Annotated in this window: 15 protein-coding genes; 10 read left to right on the top strand and 5 right to left on the bottom strand. The window is 43.7% G+C overall.

The window, feature by feature from the left end:
- The first annotated feature begins 103 nt into the window (after positions 1 to 103).
- Together QLG00_RS06005 and QLG00_RS06000 are read left to right on the top strand one after the other, a co-directional pair.
- Entirely contained in the window at positions 104 to 436 is a 333-nt protein-coding gene (locus QLG00_RS06005) for a DUF485 domain-containing protein (protein WP_004934001.1), read from the top strand.
- A gap of 1 nt (position 437) precedes the next feature.
- Positions 438 to 2,153, top strand: a complete 1,716-nt coding sequence (locus QLG00_RS06000; RefSeq protein ID WP_025095590.1) for a cation acetate symporter — start codon at positions 438 to 440, stop codon at positions 2,151 to 2,153.
- Between the two features lie 45 nt (positions 2,154 to 2,198).
- Here QLG00_RS06000 and QLG00_RS05995 read toward each other — a convergent pair whose 3' ends face one another.
- Positions 2,199 to 2,576, bottom strand: coding sequence for a hypothetical protein (locus QLG00_RS05995; protein ID WP_151820517.1), 378 nt, complete (start codon positions 2,574 to 2,576; stop codon positions 2,199 to 2,201).
- A 202-nt stretch (positions 2,577 to 2,778) separates the two neighbouring features.
- Between QLG00_RS05995 and QLG00_RS05990 the strand changes: the two genes are divergently transcribed.
- Entirely contained in the window at positions 2,779 to 3,474 is a 696-nt protein-coding gene (locus tag QLG00_RS05990; RefSeq protein ID WP_004934007.1) for an ion channel, read from the top strand.
- Positions 3,475 to 3,617: 143 nt separating this feature from the next.
- Positions 3,618 to 5,597, top strand: coding sequence for a choline BCCT transporter BetT (gene betT, locus QLG00_RS05985; protein WP_282470662.1), 1,980 nt, complete (start codon positions 3,618 to 3,620; stop codon positions 5,595 to 5,597).
- Positions 5,598 to 5,657: 60 nt separating this feature from the next.
- Here the strand turns inward: betT and omp33-36 are convergent, their stop codons facing one another.
- Positions 5,658 to 6,560, bottom strand: a complete 903-nt coding sequence (gene omp33-36 / locus QLG00_RS05980; RefSeq protein ID WP_004934013.1) for a porin Omp33-36 — start codon at positions 6,558 to 6,560, stop codon at positions 5,658 to 5,660.
- 1,086 nt (positions 6,561 to 7,646) lie between these two features.
- Between omp33-36 and QLG00_RS05975 the strand changes: the two genes are divergently transcribed.
- Positions 7,647 to 9,248, top strand: coding sequence for a GGDEF domain-containing protein (locus QLG00_RS05975; protein ID WP_282470661.1), 1,602 nt, complete (start codon positions 7,647 to 7,649; stop codon positions 9,246 to 9,248).
- 75 nt (positions 9,249 to 9,323) lie between these two features.
- On the opposite strand, the gene uvrA is transcribed toward QLG00_RS05975, so the two are convergent.
- Positions 9,324 to 12,155 carry an excinuclease ABC subunit UvrA gene (gene uvrA, locus QLG00_RS05970; RefSeq protein ID WP_004934020.1) on the bottom strand — a complete coding sequence of 944 codons (2,832 nt, stop codon included), beginning with the start codon at positions 12,153 to 12,155 and terminating at the stop codon, positions 9,324 to 9,326.
- 184 nt (positions 12,156 to 12,339) lie between these two features.
- A complete protein-coding gene (locus tag QLG00_RS05965; RefSeq protein WP_282470660.1) occupies positions 12,340 to 13,353 on the bottom strand; it encodes a hypothetical protein in 1,014 nt (337 codons plus the stop codon).
- Positions 13,354 to 13,671: 318 nt separating this feature from the next.
- Between QLG00_RS05965 and QLG00_RS05960 the strand changes: the two genes are divergently transcribed.
- The 3 genes from QLG00_RS05960 to QLG00_RS05950 all read left to right on the top strand — a co-directional run bounded on the left by QLG00_RS05960 (position 13,672) and on the right by QLG00_RS05950 (position 14,798).
- Entirely contained in the window at positions 13,672 to 14,025 is a 354-nt protein-coding gene (locus tag QLG00_RS05960; protein WP_004944844.1) for a DUF1304 domain-containing protein, read from the top strand.
- 77 nt (positions 14,026 to 14,102) lie between these two features.
- Complete coding sequence (locus QLG00_RS05955; protein ID WP_004934029.1) at positions 14,103 to 14,444, top strand: GlpM family protein; 342 nt, start codon at positions 14,103 to 14,105, stop codon at positions 14,442 to 14,444.
- Between the two features lie 42 nt (positions 14,445 to 14,486).
- A complete protein-coding gene (locus QLG00_RS05950; RefSeq protein WP_048765367.1) occupies positions 14,487 to 14,798 on the top strand; it encodes a hypothetical protein in 312 nt (103 codons plus the stop codon).
- A gap of 50 nt (positions 14,799 to 14,848) precedes the next feature.
- Here QLG00_RS05950 and tenA read toward each other — a convergent pair whose 3' ends face one another.
- Positions 14,849 to 15,520 (bottom strand): thiaminase II, encoded by a 672-nt coding sequence (gene tenA, locus QLG00_RS05945; protein ID WP_282470659.1) that lies wholly within the window; start codon positions 15,518 to 15,520, stop codon positions 14,849 to 14,851.
- Positions 15,521 to 15,721: 201 nt separating this feature from the next.
- Between tenA and QLG00_RS05940 the strand changes: the two genes are divergently transcribed.
- A complete protein-coding gene (locus QLG00_RS05940) occupies positions 15,722 to 16,804 on the top strand; it encodes a DUF475 domain-containing protein (protein ID WP_004934038.1) in 1,083 nt (360 codons plus the stop codon).
- A 140-nt stretch (positions 16,805 to 16,944) separates the two neighbouring features.
- A complete protein-coding gene (locus QLG00_RS05935; protein ID WP_004934041.1) occupies positions 16,945 to 18,309 on the top strand; it encodes an MFS transporter in 1,365 nt (454 codons plus the stop codon).
- Positions 18,310 to 18,351: the final 42 nt, after the last annotated feature.

Below are 18,351 nucleotides of genomic sequence, written 5' to 3'. Positions count from 1 at the left end.
AAAGTCTAAGTTACGAACCTCATACAACATTGCTAACGTTATAGCGTGAAGAAAAAGGATTACAAAAAGCGTCCGACGATGGCCGCGGTAAAAGGAGCAGATTATGGATGACGTTCAGGTAGAAAGAATTCTACAGAATCCAAAATTTAAAAAAATGGTCAGCAAAAAAGCCACACTCAGTTGGACTCTTACCATCATTATGCTGGTGGTCTATGTGGGCTTTATGCTGTTGGTTGGATACAACAAAGAGTTTCTAATGAGCTCTTTTAGTGGCGGTGTCACCACCTGGGGTATCCCGCTTGGTCTTGGCATTATTGTTCTGTCATTTGTTTTGTGCGGTGTGTATTCGTATATCGCCAACAACAGCCTTGACCATCTCAATGAAGCTGCATTGAGAGAAGTTGAGAACATCACTCATGAGAAAGGACTGCACTAAGATGAAATGGACTTCATTTAAAGCGCCAGCACTGATGGCAATCAGCTTGCTGATGTCAACCCTCGCAGTTGCGGGGCCTGATTTGGGCGAAGCGCAGCAACAGGCCACCAACTGGCACGCAATTATCATGTTTGTGATGTTTGTCGGTGCAACCTTGTTCATTACCAAATGGGCAGCCAAACAAACCACCAGCACCAAAGATTTCTATACGGCAGGTGGCGGAATCTCAGGTTTTCAAAACGGTTTGGCGATTGCCGGTGACTACATGTCTGCGGCATCGTTCTTGGGAATTTCCGCTTTAGTCTTTAGCTCAGGCTTCGATGGCTTACTTTATTCACTGGGTTTCATGGTGGGCTGGCCAATCGTATTGTTCTTGATCGCAGAGCGTTTGCGTAATTTGGGTAAATACAATTTATCTGATGTGGTGTCATTTCGTTTAGAAGAAAAACCAGTACGTACCTTGGCAGCTTTTAGCTCGCTTGTGGTAGTGGCGTTTTATCTGATTGCGCAAATGGTGGGTGCAGGACAGCTCATTAAACTACTTTTCGGTTTGAACTATAACATTGCGGTTGTAATTGTGGGTTTACTCATGATGGCCTACGTGATGTTTGGCGGCATGTTGGCGACCACATGGGTACAAATCATCAAAGCGGTACTGTTGCTGTCTGGTGCAACCTTCATGGCGTTTATGGTGATGAAAGCGGTTGGATTTAGCTTCAGTAACATGTTTACCCAAGCCATCGATGTTTATGCCAATGTGCGTAGTATCAGCATGGAAGAGGCAGCAAAAATTATGGGACCAGGGAAACTGGCCGCCAACCCAATTGATGCGATTTCTCTTGGCTTAGCGCTCATGTTTGGTACAGCGGGTCTGCCACATATTTTGATGCGATTCTTTACGGTAAAAGATGCTAAAGAAGCGCGTAAATCTGTAGTGGTGGCGACTGGCTTTATTGGCTACTTCTACTTGCTGACGTTTATTATTGGTTTCGGTGCGATTCTGTTTGTTTCGAACAATCCGCAATTCCTTGATGTTGCCAAAGCAGCAGTAACAGGTAAGCTTGAATTGGTCGGCGGAAACAACATGGCAGCGGTTCACTTGAGTGATGCACTCGGTGGCGATCTGTTCATGGGCTTTATCTCTGCTGTTGCCTTTGCAACCATTTTGGCTGTAGTGGCAGGTTTGACCTTGTCGGGTGCATCTGCAATTTCACATGACTTGTATGCCAACGTATTCAAAAAAGGTCAAACCACACCAGAATCTGAATTGCGTATGTCAAAAATCGCAACATTGGGCTTGGCAATCTTCGCTATGATTCTGGGTATCTTGTTTGAAAAACAAAACGTTGCTTTCATGGTTGGCTTGGCCTTCTCTGTGGCGTGCTGTGCGAACTTCCCGGTGCTTGTATTGTCAATGTTCTGGAAAGGTTTAACCACACGTGGCGCCGTGATTGGTGGCGTGGTTGGCCTGACGACGGCGGTGGTCCTGATTATTCTGTCTAAAGCCGTGTGGGTAGACACACTTAAAATCTCAGATACACCGATTAATCCGTTTAATGGCCCAGCAATTTTTGCAATGCCGTTGTCGTTCATTTGCTGCTGGTTGTTCTCGGTGACTGATAATTCGGCCCGTGCCAAAGCAGAACGTAAAGCATTTGATGCGCAGTATGTGCGTTCAATGACTGGTATTGGAATTTCGGGTGCTTCAGATCACTAAGGTGCGTCTGTCAGACACATAAAAAAAGCGCCGTTGGCGCTTTTTTTATTGCTTGGTGTATACATCGCCGTTGAGCTGCATGTGCCATTTTTGATTCATCTGATACGGCGCGCGATCAATTTTGAACACCTGACTAAATTCGCCTTGACCGATCTGAAACTGCTGTGCATTAAAGTCGCTGATACTGGCTTTTAAGTCTGACTTGGCAGCATATTTCAAATCGTGATCTGGCGTTTTTTGTTCCTGAGTCACGTTCTGCCGATAATCCACTTGCCCGGTTTTTTCAATCACCAAACTACTGTGACTGCTTTTCCACTGACCAATATATTCTGGATGCTGCTCCAGCATCGGATTGGTTTTGCTGCATCCGATAAACAGCAGCGAGGCCATGCAGCAGCCCATGAGTGTTGTTTTGATATGCATATAAAGCCCTCTTCGCTTCATTGATACTTTTGAGTATGCACCGATTATTTCGGGTCAAATAGTGCAGTTTGATAATGTTATGTCATAAAACGTGATCTATTTCCGCTTTCATCTATAAAATCACTTGACGACTTGCTCAAGCACACGACAAGATTCAGACATTCGCTCAGATGAAAACAACAAGAACGGGACGCCTCTTTTTATGTCGATTGCTCAAGATTTCAAACAACATTTCCGTTTACTGCCTTCGGCTTGGCTACTGGTGGTGCAACTGTTCATTTTGATTTTGTCTTTTTTTACTTATGATCATGGTGCCTATCGTGTACTGACTTGGATTTTGGGGGTACTGGCACTTTTATTGATTGGTCGAGTCATCCGTGAAACTAGTGTATTTACTCTCACGGGCTTATTTTTTGTGTTGGGCGCACTCTTTTTTTCAGTCTTGATTTTACTGGGCTTTAATCAGGTTTCAATTCAGATCCTGACGCATGGATTCGAGGCATGTGCTTATTTCTATGCCGCCTATGGCTTATTGCGCTATATGTTTGCAGACCGATATCTGACCAAAGATGAGCTATTTGCAGCAGGGGCAGTGTTTACACTGATTGCATGGGGGTTTGCCTTTTTGTACAACATTTGCCAGTTGTTGGTGCCGATGAGTTTTAGTAAACCCGATCATCAGGGCTTACAAAGCTGGTTAGACCTATTATTTTTGAGTTTTAGTTTGCAATCGGCTACCGGGCTTTCCGATATTTTTCCGATCAGCCCTGCGGCACGGGTAATTTCAATTCTTCAAATGTTTATGGGCGTGATGTTTTTGGCCGTGGTGGTGTCACGTCTGGTGGCATTGCAATATATTTCGCATTTGCCAGAAAAAAATCATCACGACGATACATAGCCTGTTACAGCTCTGTAACTTCTTTATTTTTCAGCAGGCTATACAATAATAACGCGCTTAATGCGCCTTTTTGCTTTTCACGACAGTGAATTTTTCTGACACATCGTTGTCGTTGGTTTTTATCAAAAAAATATGGGGGATGTATGCCTTCCAAAACCTCATCTAGGTTTTCAAATATTAATCCAAATGTATTTGTCAGTACGATCATCATTATTGCGATCTTTCTGGCGATTGTCTTATTAATGCCAGATTCATTTGAGTTTCTGACCCAGCAGCTCAAAAACTGGATCACAGAATCCTTTAGTTGGTTCTATGTGTTGTCCGTGGCTTTGTTTCTGATCATCTTGGCGTTTATTGCCTGCTCATCGAGCGGTAAGATCAAACTCGGGCCCGATCATAGTCAACCCGACTACAGTAATCGGTCATGGTTTGCCATGCTGTTTACAGCGGGGATGGGGATTGGCCTGATGTTTTTCGGTATTGCCGAGCCGATCATGCATTATGTGAGCCCGCCTTCGGGACAGCCTGAAACGGTACTGGCAGCACAGCAGGCCATGCGGGTGACCTTTTTCCACTGGGGGCTACATGCATGGGGTATTTATGCCATCGTCGCTCTTTCGCTGGCTTACTTTGCCTATCGGCATGATTTACCCTTAAAAATACGCTCGTCTTTATATCCGCTGATTGGTAAAAAAATTCATGGCCCCATTGGTGATGCCGTAGATACCTTTGCCACAATCGGAACGATTTTTGGTGTGGCGACCACATTGGGCTTTGGTGTCACTCAAATTGGTTCAGGTTTAAATTATTTATTTGGCTTTGAATCAACAGCTTGGTCCAAAGTTATTTTGATTATTGTGGTCAGTGCCATGGCGGGTCTTTCTGTCGGATTTGGTCTCGATAAGGGCATCAAGCGTCTGGCCGAGCTGAATCTGATACTGGCTCTGGTTTTACTGGCATTTGTATTCTTTGCCAGCCAAAGTATTTATCTATTACAAACCACGGTTCAAAACACCGGACAATACATCTCTAATTTATTTGAAATGACCTTCAATTTGTATGCCTATCAACCCAATGGCTGGATTGGTGGTTGGACCATCATGTACTGGGCATGGTGGATTTCATGGTCACCATTTGTCGGCATGTTTATTGCGCGGGTGTCTCGTGGACGAACCATTCGCGAATTTATTGTCGGCGTCATGCTGATTCCAACAGGTTTTACCCTGATTTGGATGGGCTTTATGGGCAACGCAGGACTCTACAGTATTTTGCATGAAGGCAATCAGATGCTGTTGGCGGCGGTGCAACGTGATTCATCCGTGGCTTTATTTGAGTTTCTAAATTCATTGCCATTTGCTGGACCGATGAGCTTATTGGCCACAGTGTTGATCATTTTATTTTTTGTGACCTCTGCCGATTCTGGGGCTTTGGTGGTGGATTATCTTACCGCCAAGACGGATGATTCACCGATGTGGCAACGTCTTTTCTGGATTGTGGTAATGGCGGGGCTGTCGATTGTGCTGCTACTCGCTGGCGGACTCAATGCCTTACAGTCTGCGATTATCATGAGCGCCTTACCATTTACGGTCATCATGCTGTTTATTTGCTGGGGACTGATCAAGGCATTACGGATTGACTCCACCAAAATGCAGGCGATTCAGGAAGCAAGAACCACACCGCGGGCCATTCAGAATCCACGAAGCTGGCAGCAACGTCTTGGGCTGATCATGCATTATCCACACGCTAAAGCAGACGTGGATGCATTTATTCAAGGCCGCGTAAAAGATGCTTTTCATAACTTACAGCGCGAATTTAAGCGCCGTCAGTTAATGGTACAGATTCATGAAACCGACGAAGGCTTGATGCTCAAAGTGGATCATCACAATGAAATTAATTTTATCTATCATGTGGTTTCACGTGAAACAGTTCCACCAAGTTTCATGCTGCAATCCGAGCAGGAAAGTACCGATAAATATTTTCAGGCTGAAGTGTTTTTACGTGAGGGCGGGCAAAACTATGATGTGATGGACTGGACCGAAGAAGATTTGATTCAGGATATTATCGATCAGTATGAACGCCACCTGTATTTCTTAAATGTGATGCGAAGCCAAACCATCAACTGATTGAAGCAATAAAAAAAAGGACTCAAATGAGTCCTTTTTTTATGCGTAGTTCAGTTTCGATTAGAAACGAGCTTTTGCATTTAAACCGATTGTTTGCGTATCGAATGCAGAACCTTTAGCATCTGCTTTGATGTACGATGCGCCAACAGAGATTGCTGGAGTAACGAAGTAGTTTACGTTACCACCCCACGCTTGACGGAATTCACCAAGGTCTTGACCTTTGATGTTTGCTTCGCCATCGTTACCGATGAAGGTTGCACCAACGCTCAACTTAGGTGTGAGGTAAAGGTCAGTTTTTAAACCGTATTGGTTTTCTTGACCAAATGCACCAGCAGCTTCAAAGCCGATTGCCATGTTGGTACCATCGATTGGACCAACATATTTTGCACGAGCTGTTACTGCGTCTTGATCGTTTTGGATCGCAGCAGTTTGGTTCACAGCAGAATAAATACCGTTGTTTACGATACCAAAGTTATCTAATGCAAACTGGTTTGCAACGCTGGTGTAACCTACGCTCATCAAGAAATTAGGAAGCAACATTGCACCCACTTCTAATGCATAACGGTCACCGTTGTCATCACGAGAAATCGCATTTTTACCATCAACGTCAGTATGGTTATAAGTTGCGCTTGCGTATACTGGTAGGTATGGCGTAGGGATGTATGTTTCGCCCTTCACGCCGTAAGTACCTACATGGTAGTTAAGACCGTTGTTTTGGTCATATTGCTGGTAGCTATAACCAAGCGATACGCTAGATGCTTGGTTCAAGAACGCGGCTTCGGCTAAAGGCCCTTTAGACGCATCAACATCTTTCAAATAGAAAGTACCAGCAACGTCACCAGTGAAGTTTTTGTCGTTTGCAGTCGTATCTACATATTCAGATTGACCTTGAACTTCAACTTGATACGCTTGAGCGCCGGTCATGGCGAGTAATAAAGCAGTGGCTAAACCGAGTTTTTTCATAAGAGTTTCCAGCATTAACAAGAGATTAAGCTGTGGTCATTCTATTGTAACAATTTATTTAGTCAATGTGTCTTCAGCCCGGCATCTGTTGCTCAAAAAAACACTTAAAAATATTGCACAAAAAAAATACAGTTAAATTGAGTCGTGTCAACCTGAAAAATAGTCTGTATAACAATCGACTAGATGGAAAATGAAACAATAAATATTACATTTTGGTTAAATATACATCGTTTTTTCGATTGTAAAAATAGATGGTTATTATTTAAATTATCGGTAAAAACTTATTTTAAAACTGATTTTAATGTGACTTGTGTCACAGATTTTTACCAAAGTGAAGCTTATTTAAAGTTAAATCTTAATTTTACCTATTTTTACATTGTTACATATTGGTAACTGAATATGAATATCTGACTGAAATTAAATAGATTTTAATGTGATTTAAATCTCAATATATTTTAAATATGTTGATTGTTTATCATTATGGTGGTAGTTTGATTGGGTAGTACTTGTTTTTGCTGATAATACACGTCGAATGCAATGGATGATCCCTCTATCGTTCTGTAACGCTGTCGATTGTATTATTCAACTCACCCGGTTTTCCCTAAAACTGGGTATTTTTTTGCTTTTGAATGTGTCAATTGTGTGGAACGTGACAATTATTCAGACAAAAAAAAGCCTAGTGCTCAAGAGGGGTCACTAGGCGAAAAGGATGTTATTTGATTGGGAGAACATCCTTAGAGGAAGCTAAAAACATCATGATTTAATCCTTAAGTGTATGATGCGGAATTTTTCATCATTTGCAAAATTGTTTATTTTTATAATTATGATTGAGAAACACGATGATTTCAGAGCTTCAGTGCTCGTATCGTTTCACTATGACAAGTTCTTGACAAATTTTAAGCAACTTCAGTTAAACTATGGTGACATAATCAGCAAAAAATAAATGTAGTGAAGTCAAAAAAAATAGATCCTCAGCGTCAAATTGTTTTTACTTCCACTAAAGCCAATTCATCAATACGTCATCGTTTATTCTTTTTTGTTTTCATTTTAATACTTTGTTTTTTAGTAATTGCAATTCCACTTATTTTGAGCAGCTATAAGCAATACCAGCAAAGTAATGATGCTTTAATTGAAATTAAATTATTAAAAGCACTTTCTGAGGGTGCCAATCATATTTCTAAAGAACGTGCGTTTGCCAATAAACTGATGTCTAGTCCGCCAGAGCAAATCGATCAGCGACGTGCACAATTACTTGATTATCGTACTCAGGTCAATCAATCTTTGAACACGACAATTCAATTGCTGCGCTCAAACGATAATAAAGAAATTGCAGATTATTTAATCACGAAAGCACAACCAAATTTAAATTTAGCTCGTCTGTCCGTCGATCGTTATGCACAGACCCAGCCCGAACAAAAAAGTTTTCAACAATATGATCGTGCTGTAAAACAAATGTTTAATGCGTGGGATTATTATCGTGAAGCCTTGAAAATGAAGATCATCAATTCCGATCAACAAAATGACGAATTGTTTCGAAATATGATTTTAATTTTATTGGTTTCAGATCTTCGTGATCAGTCTGGGCGAGTGGCCTCAAATATCATTGCCTCGATTAGTTATCAACAACAAATTCCTGAAGAAAACCGTGCAAGATCATTGCAAACCCAGTATCAGGCGCTATACCTATGGAAAATGATCGATACATTGCAGACACAATATCCGCGTACTGCGGAATATAATTATTTATACCATCAAGTGAAAATCCAATTTCTCGATCAAGGAATCGGATTGGTATCGGGCCTGATTCAAGAAAGTGACCGCAAACAACCGTATTCACTCACGGCAACGCAACTGACCGAACATCTTGTGAAAAAATTTAGTGCGATTATTGAATTACAAAGCTATTTGGTTAAAGAAACACTCGATGAGGCGATTAGACAGCAGGCAGAAGCAAAACAAAAATTTATTACCACTGTGATATTGTCTTTGTTGTCTCTACTGGTGTCTGTGCTAACGCTACACTATATTGAGCGTTATATTTTATCGCCATTAATTCAAGCCCGCGAAGAAGTTTTACACTTGTTCGATCCACAGACGCCGCTGCGCCAAAAACCAAAAAGTAAACGCGTACATGGTGAATTTGTCGAGCTCTTTGACGCAATTGCGAGGCTGAGAGACGTTTTAGTGGAAAAAGATAAACTCGAGCTCAAGCTTCGCAAAATTGCCCATACCGATACCTTAAGTGGTGTAGCAAACCGTAAGGCCCTTAATGCCTATTTGGGAGCTAGAACGGCACCGTGGTCAGATTTATGCTTGATAATACTGGACATCGATTTTTTTAAAGAAATCAATGATCAACACGGACACATTGCAGGTGATCATGTGATTCAAGCGGTGGCTCGGCAACTCATGGCTCACGAATCAGAATTTGATCTGGTGGTGCGATATGGTGGAGATGAATTCTTACTTTTGATTGAGCGAATCGCACGAAATGATGCGCTTGATGTCGCAGAAATGATCCGTGCCCAAATTGAGGTTATTTCGATTGAATTACAGATTGATGTATCGGTGAGTATGGGAGTAGCGGTAGGAGCAGAAAACTGGCTGACGTTATTTCAAAAAGCCGATACCGCCTTACTCCAGTCGAAAGCCAAAGGAAAGAATCGGGTGGAAGCAGCGCTTTCATAATGATTATTTAACTATAAAAAAGGATGAATAAGTCGACCTTATTCACCCTTTATAGAAACGAAATGGTGGCTTAACTTAACTCAACATCGGCTTTAAGAAACGCCCCGTATGCGAAATCTCCACTTCGGCCACTTGTTCTGGTGTACCTTCGGCAATAATCTGACCGCCACCCGCACCACCTTCTGGCCCAAGATCAATCACCCAGTCTGCGGTTTTAATCACATCCAGATTATGCTCAATCACCACAATGGTATTTCCTTTGTTGCGAAGCTCATGCAAGATGTCGAGCAGCTTGGCAATATCATGAAAATGTAGGCCAGTCGTCGGTTCATCTAGCACATACAGGGTTTTGCCCGTATCGCGTTTGGCCAGCTCACGTGCCAGTTTCACACGCTGCGCTTCACCACCAGAGAGTGTGGTGGCTGCTTGGCCTAAACGGATATAGCCCAGCCCCACTTGGGTGAGGGTTTCCAAACGACGGTGAATCACCGGAATGGCACTAAAGAATTCGGCACCATCTTCTACCGTCATCTCCAGTACGTCAGAAATGTTTTTACCTTTATAGGTCACTTCCAGTGTTTCACGGTTATAACGTTTGCCATGACAGGCATCGCACGGTACATACATATCGGGTAAAAAGTGCATTGCCACTTTGATCATGCCGTCACCTTCACAGACCTCACAGCGACCGCCTTTAACATTAAATGAAAAGCGACCAGCCGCGTAGCCACGTGCCTTGGCTTCTGGCGTCTGTGCAAATAACTCACGAATAGGGGTGAACAGTCCGGTATAGGTGGCCGGGTTTGAACGTGGTGTACGGCCAATCGGACTCTGATCGATATCCACCACCTTGTCCAAATGCTGTAAGCCATTAATCGAATCAAATTTTTCTGCGGTAAGCGTGGTGGCCCCATTTAACTGAGTGGCAGCCAATGGCAGCAAGGTCCGGTTAATGAGGGTCGACTTGCCCGAACCCGATACACCCGTCACACAGGTCATGATGCCTAGTGGAATTGTTAAATCCACATTTTTAAGGTTATGTCCGGCTGCACCGCACAGTTTAATGGTCTGATCTGGTGTAGGTGAACTCAAACGCTGCGCTGGCACGGCGATTTTAAGCGCGCCTGAGAGGTATTGCCCGGTGAGAGAGTCCTGATGCTTTTTCAGTTCATCGGCTGTCCCTTCGGCAATAATTTCACCGCCATGCACCCCAGCACCCGGCCCGATATCAATAATATGATCGGCCGCACGGATTGCGTCTTCGTCGTGCTCGACCACCAGCACGGTATTGCCCAAATCACGTAAACGAATCAGGGTTTGTAGCAGACGGTCATTGTCACGCTGATGCAAACCAATCGAAGGTTCATCCAGCACATACATGACACCCATCAGGCCAGCACCAATTTGTGAGGCCAGTCGAATACGCTGTGCTTCACCGCCCGACAAGGTTTCGGCTGAACGAGCCAAACTTAAATAGTTCAAACCGACACTCACCAGAAAGTGCAGACGTTCACGAATTTCTTTAAAAATTTTATCGGCAATTTCGCCTTTAGCACCCTCAAGATTCAAATCTTGATAATACTGTTCGGCATCACCAATCGACATCTGGGTAATGTGTGCAATGGTTTTATCTTTCACTTTCACATTTCTGGAAATTTCATTCAGACGAGATCCACCACAGGCATCACATGCAGCATTTGACAAATACTGTGCCAGATCGTCACGCACATAATTACTTTCGGTTTCACGGTAACGGCGTTCGAGATGCGTTAAAATGCCTTCAAATGGCATGACGCGGTTATGTCGACGGCCACGTTCATCGATATAACTTAAATCGATTTTTTCTTTACCGGTACCGTATAAGAATTTCTTTTGTACCTCTTTTTCAAGCGTATTCCACGGTGTATCGAGCGAGTACTCAAAATGCTCCGCCACTTTTTGCAGCATCGAATAATAATACGGGCGCTGACGATCCCAACCGCGTACCGCACCTTGACTCAGTGACAAGCTCGGATCTGGAATCAGCTTTTCTGCACTAAAATGGCTGCGCGTGCCCAAGCCATCGCAGACCGGACAAGCACCAAACGGATTATTAAAAGAAAACATCCGTGGTTCTAGCTCTGCCACAGCACGATCACATTCCGGACAGGAGTGTTTGGCCGAAAATACACGATCGGGCTGTTCGGCGTTCATCCACGATAAAATAGCCAAGTCGCCACCGAGGCGTAGTGCAGTTTCAAACGATTCTGCAATCCGGTTGCCCAAGTCATCGCGTACTTTGAAACGATCCACGACCACTTCAATGGTGTGTTTCTTCTTTTTGTCTAATTCAGGTGCCGCATCGATATCGACAATTTCACCATCGACACGAGCCCGCACAAAGCCTTGACCTTGTAGTTGTTCAAAGAGCTGTGAATATTCACCTTTACGCTCACGTACCACAGGTGCCAGCAGCATCAGTGCTGTACCTTCTTCTAAGGCTTTGACTGCATCGACCATTTCGGAAACGGTTTGTGCCACCATCGGCAAATCGTGTTCTGGACAATAGGGCGTTCCGACGCGTGCATAGAGCAAACGTAAATAGTCATAAATTTCGGTAATGGTTCCCACAGTCGAACGCGGGTTATGGCTTGTCGATTTTTGCTCAATGGCAATTGCAGGACTGAGGCCTTCAATTGCATCGACATCAGGTTTTTCCATTTGCGATAAAAACTGACGCGCATAAGCCGATAACGATTCCACATAACGGCGTTGGCCTTCGGCATAAAGCGTATCAAATGCAAGAGATGACTTGCCAGAGCCTGAGAGTCCCGTAATCACCACAAATTTATCACGTGGGATATCGAGAGACACATTTTTTAGGTTATGGGTACGTGCACCTCGAATACGGATATGGCTTTGGCTCATAAATCGATCCTAAAATGAATTTTTAAAAGAGGTATATGATAGCGCATGAAAAATGTTCAAGCCCAAACTTTTCATTTTTGTGCGACATTTTGTGTCGGAGTGTCTGATTGGCAGGAGAAACCATCATACTGAGATCCGTCATGGCACGGCGCACCGTACCATGAGGCAAACTTAGATTATTTAATTAGCGGCGATATGCAGTTGCACCGAAACGACCTGCAAAAATCGTAACCAGCATTCCAATAAACAATCCAATGAACGACCACAACGCAGTTTTGGCAGCCGCTTTGGCAGCAGCAGCGGCCTGCTCACGGACTTGCTCTTTCAACTGTTCGTATTTTTTCTCTGAATTATTGATGTTGACGGTCAAATCGTTAAAGAAGGTTTGAACTTTAACCGTCGCTTGAGTACGTGCCTGCATAAAGTTTTCTGCGGCTTGATCAGCTTCAGCAGCGGTAAATGATGGATTGTTGGCCATAATGGCTTTTTTCACATCGTCTTTACTGATGGCAGCATTGATGGTTTGTACGCGTTGCTCGATAGTGGTTAACAGATTTTTAGTGATTTCTTTGTACTGACTCGGATTCAGCGCCACTTGTTTCACGGCTTCTTCCGTCTGTTTTTTCGCCCAGTCAACTTGTGAACTTAAGTAATTCGGTTGCAGCTCCGGCACCTTACTTTTTTCAAGCGCTTGAGCAATTTTAGAATCAGTGCCATCGGTCAGGTCAGAGATAGAGGGAATGACGTTGTCTAAAATATTGTTTTCTTTAATCAGTTCTACAGAGCTTTTGCCAATACCAGAGGCGAGTGTTCCGGTCACACTGGCAATTGAGCCGACTGTATTGGCTGTTGTTTTAACTGCACTGTTTAAAGTCATGATACTTAAGATCAGACCAATGAGCAGTGACAATGCCCAGACCAAAAATCCATGCATGCCACCATCTAAACCTGCGAACTTACCCGCCAGATAAGCACCAATGCCAAGGCTGACCAGTAACGAGATGAGCGTCCAAATGGTCACCACTGTGCCAGAGCCATTGGAAATGTCATCATGAGACATCGGGTCGAGTAAAGAAAATCCAAGCGCAGCGCCGAGTAATGAAAGCAAAAAGGAGATTGCAAGTACAGCGAGTACACCTGCAAAGATACTGGCCCAAGAAATTGTTTTAACAAATGTGCGATTGATAGTGTTATCCATTATTGTGTCCTTATTGAGTAAATAGTTGTTGGATTTCTCACGTGTTTTTGGAGCAAACACGTCAATAAGCTGTATTTATATTAATCACTCAAATCGTGTTTGACTGTTTAAAAAAAGAATTTTTTGTGATTTTTTACACAATTTGTAACGTATTCATGTAACTTTTTATGTCTGCGTCATCTGGTATTTATTTTCAGTCAGCTAGAGCTTTCATGAGTATAAAAACGGTCAGGTTCACAATTTATTCTGTTCAGCAATCATCTAATATGGCTATAGTGAGCGTTATCACATTGAATACAATAAACAAGAAGGAACACCATGCTTGCACTGATTTTGATTGCGCTGATTGCACTGCTGCATGTTTATATTCTGGTGGTCGAAATGTTTTTGTGGGATCGGCCTTATGGCTTAAAAGCCTTTGGAAATACGCCTGAAAAAGCCCGAATCACCAAAGTGATGGCACAAAATCAGGGCCTATATAATGGTTTTTTAGCAGCCGGTCTTTTTTGGGCATTGTGCGCGCCCGAAGCGTTATTTGTTCCACTGGCGAGCTTTTTTCTGGGTTGCGTATTGGTGGCTGGCCTCTATGGCGGCATGACCGCCAATAAAAAAATCTTTTTTATTCAGGCATTACCTGCATTTTTAGCACTGTTAAGTGTTTATTTACTATAGCGTGTAGCGATAGGCTTTATTTTGACGTCTAATCTGCATATGTTGTTTCAACTCAGCAAATAAAGTGACGTATTGGCATGCTTGGTTTGTTTTTTAAATGCACCCTAGGTGCAGCAGTTGTGCTGCTCATTTCCATTTTATCTAAAAGCAAAACCTTTTATATTGCGGGCTTGGTGCCGCTTTTTCCGACCTTTGCTTTGATTGCGCATATCATTGTATTTGGTCAGCAAGGTGCTGAGGCACTGCGTAAAACGGCGCTATTTGGTTTATGGTCACTGATTCCCTACGCAATCTATCTAGGGATGGTGTATTTTCTGGCTGAACGGGTCTCGATTGGGTGGTGCTTAAGTCTGGCGACACTGGCGTGGGTACTGGCTGCAGGTCTTCTGTTATTGGGCTGGAATACTTATTTTAATTAATATGAATTATCGTATATTTAATATATAGAGGAGATGACCGAAATGATTGTCAGAACATGGCATGGATGTGTACCACTACTACATGCTGAAGACTTTGCCTTACATTTGCAGCGTACAGGCGTAAAACATGCAAAGACGATTGCAGGAAATCAGGGTGCTTTTGTAAAACAGGTTATTCAGAATCAGTGGGCCCATTTTTTTCTGGCGACTTACTGGGATGATTTAAGCTCAATCAAGGCATTTGCAGGTGACGATTATCAGATTGCAGTCACGTATCCAGATGATGAGCAATACGAATTAATTTCAGATCCCTATGTTTTTCATCATGCAGTGAGTACACAAACCGAACTTTAATCTTGCCGTAACAGCAGATTCAATTTGTGACTCACTTTTGATAGATGATTTTAGTTGGATAAGCCTAACCACTGACGCTGATGGTAGGCGCTGTCCCAAAACAGCCATTCTAGCTTGGCACCCATGGTATAAGCCGCATGCATTTTTTCTAGCGTATCGGCGTCGCAGCGCGCTGCAACCTTATCGACGGTTGCAATCACATTACGCACGGCAGTGTGAAATTCTTCACCCGCATAGGTATCAATCCATGCCTGATACGGATTATTGGGCACCGACTGACTGACAATGGCACGGCCGACTTCGGCATAAATCCAGAAACAGGGCAGAAGCGCTGCCAATACCACAGGATAACTTTCAGACCACGCCGTCGCAGTCAAAAATGACGTGTAATGATGACAAGCCAAAGTTAGTGGTGTCGACTCAAAGGTTTCTTTACTCACATTAAATGCCGTCATAAAGTCATTGTGCAGACTACGCTCAACCACAATCGCGATTTTAGCAGCTTCAGAAAACTGCATTACGTCGTCTGCATCGTAAGCTTTGGCAGCTGCCACTGCCAAGGCACGACCATAGGCCAACAAATAATGCGCATCCTGAATCACATAATGACAAAATGCCTCAGGCGCCAATGTGCCAGTAGTCAGCTCCTGATTAAACGGTAAATTGAGGATCTGCTCATATAACGCGGTATTTTTTTGCCAAAGTAATTGAGTAAAGCTCATAAGTCGTCTGCTCTAAATCCGATTTTTTGCGTGCCAAGAACTATAACAAAAATCGATCGGCGTGAGCGTTGTAAACCACTTTATTAATTTAGACTTAATATTTTGCGTAAAAGTGATAAATGTCATCTGCTTTCAGCTAAAAAACGCGCATAATACATCCCGAAATTCTAATACTTGATCTTATTTTGATTTAGGGCATTCATGAAGCATTTTCGTTTTTCCATTTTCTTTACCGTCATCTGTCTGGCGTTATCGGCGTATTGGGGCTATACCCATGGTCCGGAAGCAGGCATTTCGACCATGTTTAAAGCACTCACCATTACCGCTATTCTGGCGGTGATGGAAGTGTCGCTGTCGTTTGATAATGCAGTCGTCAATGCGTCTGTTTTGCGTGGTTGGGATCATTTTTGGAAAATGCTTTTTCTCACTGTCGGCATCTTAATTGCCGTATTTGGCATGCGTTTGATTTTTCCGGTGGCCATCGTGGCGGTCACCGCCGACATGGGCATGATTGAAGTGGCCCAAATGGCACTGAATGATCCAAAAACCTATTCTGCACGCCTGATGGAACATCATGCTGAAATTGCAGCATTTGGTGGAACGTTCCTGCTCATGGTGTTTTTAAACTTCTTTTTCGACGACGGCAAAGACACTCACTGGTTCAAATGGATTGAAGCCAAGCTGGCCAATCTGGCCAATGTGCCGGCAATGTCGGTCTTTATTGCCTTGGTTGCGCTGCTGATCATGGCAACCTATGTGGCCGACGATAAACGCCTTGTGGTGACCATGGCGGGTATCTGGGGGCTGGTGGTGTATATCGGTGTTCAGGTGTTGAGTCACTTACTCGGCGGCGAGCCTGAAATTGATGAAAATGGCAATGCAGTATCGCATGATGCTTCTGGTGCATCTAAGGGTGTGATTAAAGCGGGTTTTGGTGGTTTCTTATATCTTGAAGTGCTCGATGCATCGTTCAGTTTCGACGGTGTGATTGGTGCTTTTGCCATTACCAGCGATGTGGTGATTATTATGCTCGGTCTGGCCATTGGTGCCATTTTTGTGCGCTCGATGACCGTTTATCTGGTCGAAAAGGGCACTCTCGATGCATACATTTACCTCGAGCACGGTGCGCATTATGCCATTGGTGCCTTGGCCTTTATCATGCTGGCAAGTGGGACTGGTGTACACGTACCTGAAGTGGTTACAGGGTTGATTGGGGTTGCGTTTATTGTATGGGCTGTCTTGGCTTCGATTCGATACAGCAAGCATCACGCGCAAACCGATTAAGCTGGCTTTCAGTTAGCTTGCGTAGTCTAAAAAGGGTGCTTCGGCACCCTTTTTTATCAGGTATCAGAATTTCGTCAATTTAGGCGAAGTTTAATCTTGAATCCTCTATAATTTGATTAAGTTTAGATAAGCGTGTCGATATGATGAATGCGTTGGAGCGTCGCTCAACCTTTGCATTAAGCAGTATTTTTGCCTTGCGTATGTTGGGTCTGTTCATGATTATTCCTGTATTTTCAATTGCAGGGCAGTCCTATCAATACGCAACGCCCGCCTTAATTGGTCTTGCAGTCGGTATTTATGGTTTGAGTCAGGCCATTTTGCAAATTCCGTTTAGCCTGATAGCCGACCGCTTTAGCCGTAAACCGCTCGTGGTGCTGGGTTTGTTGCTGTTTGCTTTGGGCGGCGCGGTCGCGGCCATGTCGGACACCATTTATGGCGTGATCATCGGGCGTGCCATTGCAGGCGCCGGGGCTGTATCGGCGGTCGTTATGGCCTTGCTGGCCGATGTAACACGTGAAGAGCAGCGTACCAAAGCCATGGCCGCAATGGGCATGAGTATTGGTTTATCTTTTGTGGTGGCGTTTAGCCTAGGGCCTTGGCTCACCAGTCTGGTAGGCATTTCCGGACTATTCTGGGTCACCACCCTGATGGGGCTGGTGGCAATTTCGATGCTGCTATTGGTGCCTAAAGTCACGCGTCATCATAAAAATTATCAGCAGGGTTATCTGGCTCAGCTTAAACAAGTTATCAAGATGGGCGATTTAAACCGCTTGCATGTGTCGGTATTTTCACTGCATTTGTTGCTTACCGCGATGTTTATTTATGTGCCTTCTCAACTGATTGAGTTTGCCGATATTCCACTTTCCAAACATGGCTTAGTGTATTTACCGCTGCTTGTAGTAAGTTTGTTTTTTGCTTTTCCAAGTATCATTGTGGCAGAAAAATATCGCAAAATGCGCGGCATCTTCCTGACCGCGATTGCCGGTATTATTGCAGGTTTGCTCATTCTGATTTTTGGTTATGAGTCGAAGTATGTACTCTTAACAGGCTTGGGTATTTTCTTTATTGCATTTAACGTGATGGAAGCGCTGTTACCGTCTTGGTTATCGAAATCTGCCCCGATTCAATCTAAAGCCACTGCTATGGGCATCAATGCCAGTAGCCAGTTTTTGGGTGCCTTTTTTGGTGGTACGCTGGGTGGACAATTGCTGATGCTGCACAACACTTCACTGGGTTGGAGTATCTTGGCCGCGATTGCTATACTGTGGTTGCTGGTGAGCTTCGGGTTGGCGCAGCCGCGCTATTTGTCGTCGATTGTATTGCCTTTACCTGAGGTAACTCACACAGCCGAGTGGACGTCTAAACTGCTGGCGATCCGCGGAATTGAAGAAGTCGTGGTAATGACCGAACAGCGTGTAGCGTATATAAAAGTGGATAAACGCGTCATCGATGATGCTGCGCGACAACATTTAACGCAGTTGTTGGGGTCAGAGGTAGCCATTTAATCATAACTCTTATAAAGTAAAAGACAGAAATAGATAGGAAGA

The organism is Acinetobacter sp. V89_7 (assembly GCF_029967895.1).
GTDB lineage: Bacteria > Pseudomonadota > Gammaproteobacteria > Pseudomonadales > Moraxellaceae > Acinetobacter > Acinetobacter soli.
This window is presented reverse-complemented; position numbering and strand designations above follow the sequence as displayed.

Excerpts from the sequence above, each read along its gene's own strand:
- QLG00_RS06005 (WP_004934001.1), top strand. The coding sequence starts at position 104 with ATGGATGACGTTCAGGTAGAAAGAATTCTACAGAATCCAAAATTTAAA.
- QLG00_RS06000 (WP_025095590.1), top strand. The coding sequence starts at position 438 with ATGAAATGGACTTCATTTAAAGCGCCAGCACTGATGGCAATCAGCTTG.
- QLG00_RS05995 (WP_151820517.1), bottom strand. The coding sequence starts at position 2,576 with ATGCATATCAAAACAACACTCATGGGCTGCTGCATGGCCTCGCTGCTG.
- QLG00_RS05990 (WP_004934007.1), top strand. The coding sequence starts at position 2,779 with ATGTCGATTGCTCAAGATTTCAAACAACATTTCCGTTTACTGCCTTCG.
- betT (WP_282470662.1), top strand. The coding sequence starts at position 3,618 with ATGCCTTCCAAAACCTCATCTAGGTTTTCAAATATTAATCCAAATGTA.
- omp33-36 (WP_004934013.1), bottom strand. The coding sequence starts at position 6,560 with ATGAAAAAACTCGGTTTAGCCACTGCTTTATTACTCGCCATGACCGGC.
- uvrA (WP_004934020.1), bottom strand. The coding sequence starts at position 12,155 with ATGAGCCAAAGCCATATCCGTATTCGAGGTGCACGTACCCATAACCTA.
- QLG00_RS05965 (WP_282470660.1), bottom strand. The coding sequence starts at position 13,353 with ATGGATAACACTATCAATCGCACATTTGTTAAAACAATTTCTTGGGCC.
- QLG00_RS05960 (WP_004944844.1), top strand. The coding sequence starts at position 13,672 with ATGCTTGCACTGATTTTGATTGCGCTGATTGCACTGCTGCATGTTTAT.
- QLG00_RS05955 (WP_004934029.1), top strand. The coding sequence starts at position 14,103 with ATGCTTGGTTTGTTTTTTAAATGCACCCTAGGTGCAGCAGTTGTGCTG.
- QLG00_RS05950 (WP_048765367.1), top strand. The coding sequence starts at position 14,487 with ATGATTGTCAGAACATGGCATGGATGTGTACCACTACTACATGCTGAA.
- tenA (WP_282470659.1), bottom strand. The coding sequence starts at position 15,520 with ATGAGCTTTACTCAATTACTTTGGCAAAAAAATACCGCGTTATATGAG.
- QLG00_RS05940 (WP_004934038.1), top strand. The coding sequence starts at position 15,722 with ATGAAGCATTTTCGTTTTTCCATTTTCTTTACCGTCATCTGTCTGGCG.
- QLG00_RS05935 (WP_004934041.1), top strand. The coding sequence starts at position 16,945 with ATGATGAATGCGTTGGAGCGTCGCTCAACCTTTGCATTAAGCAGTATT.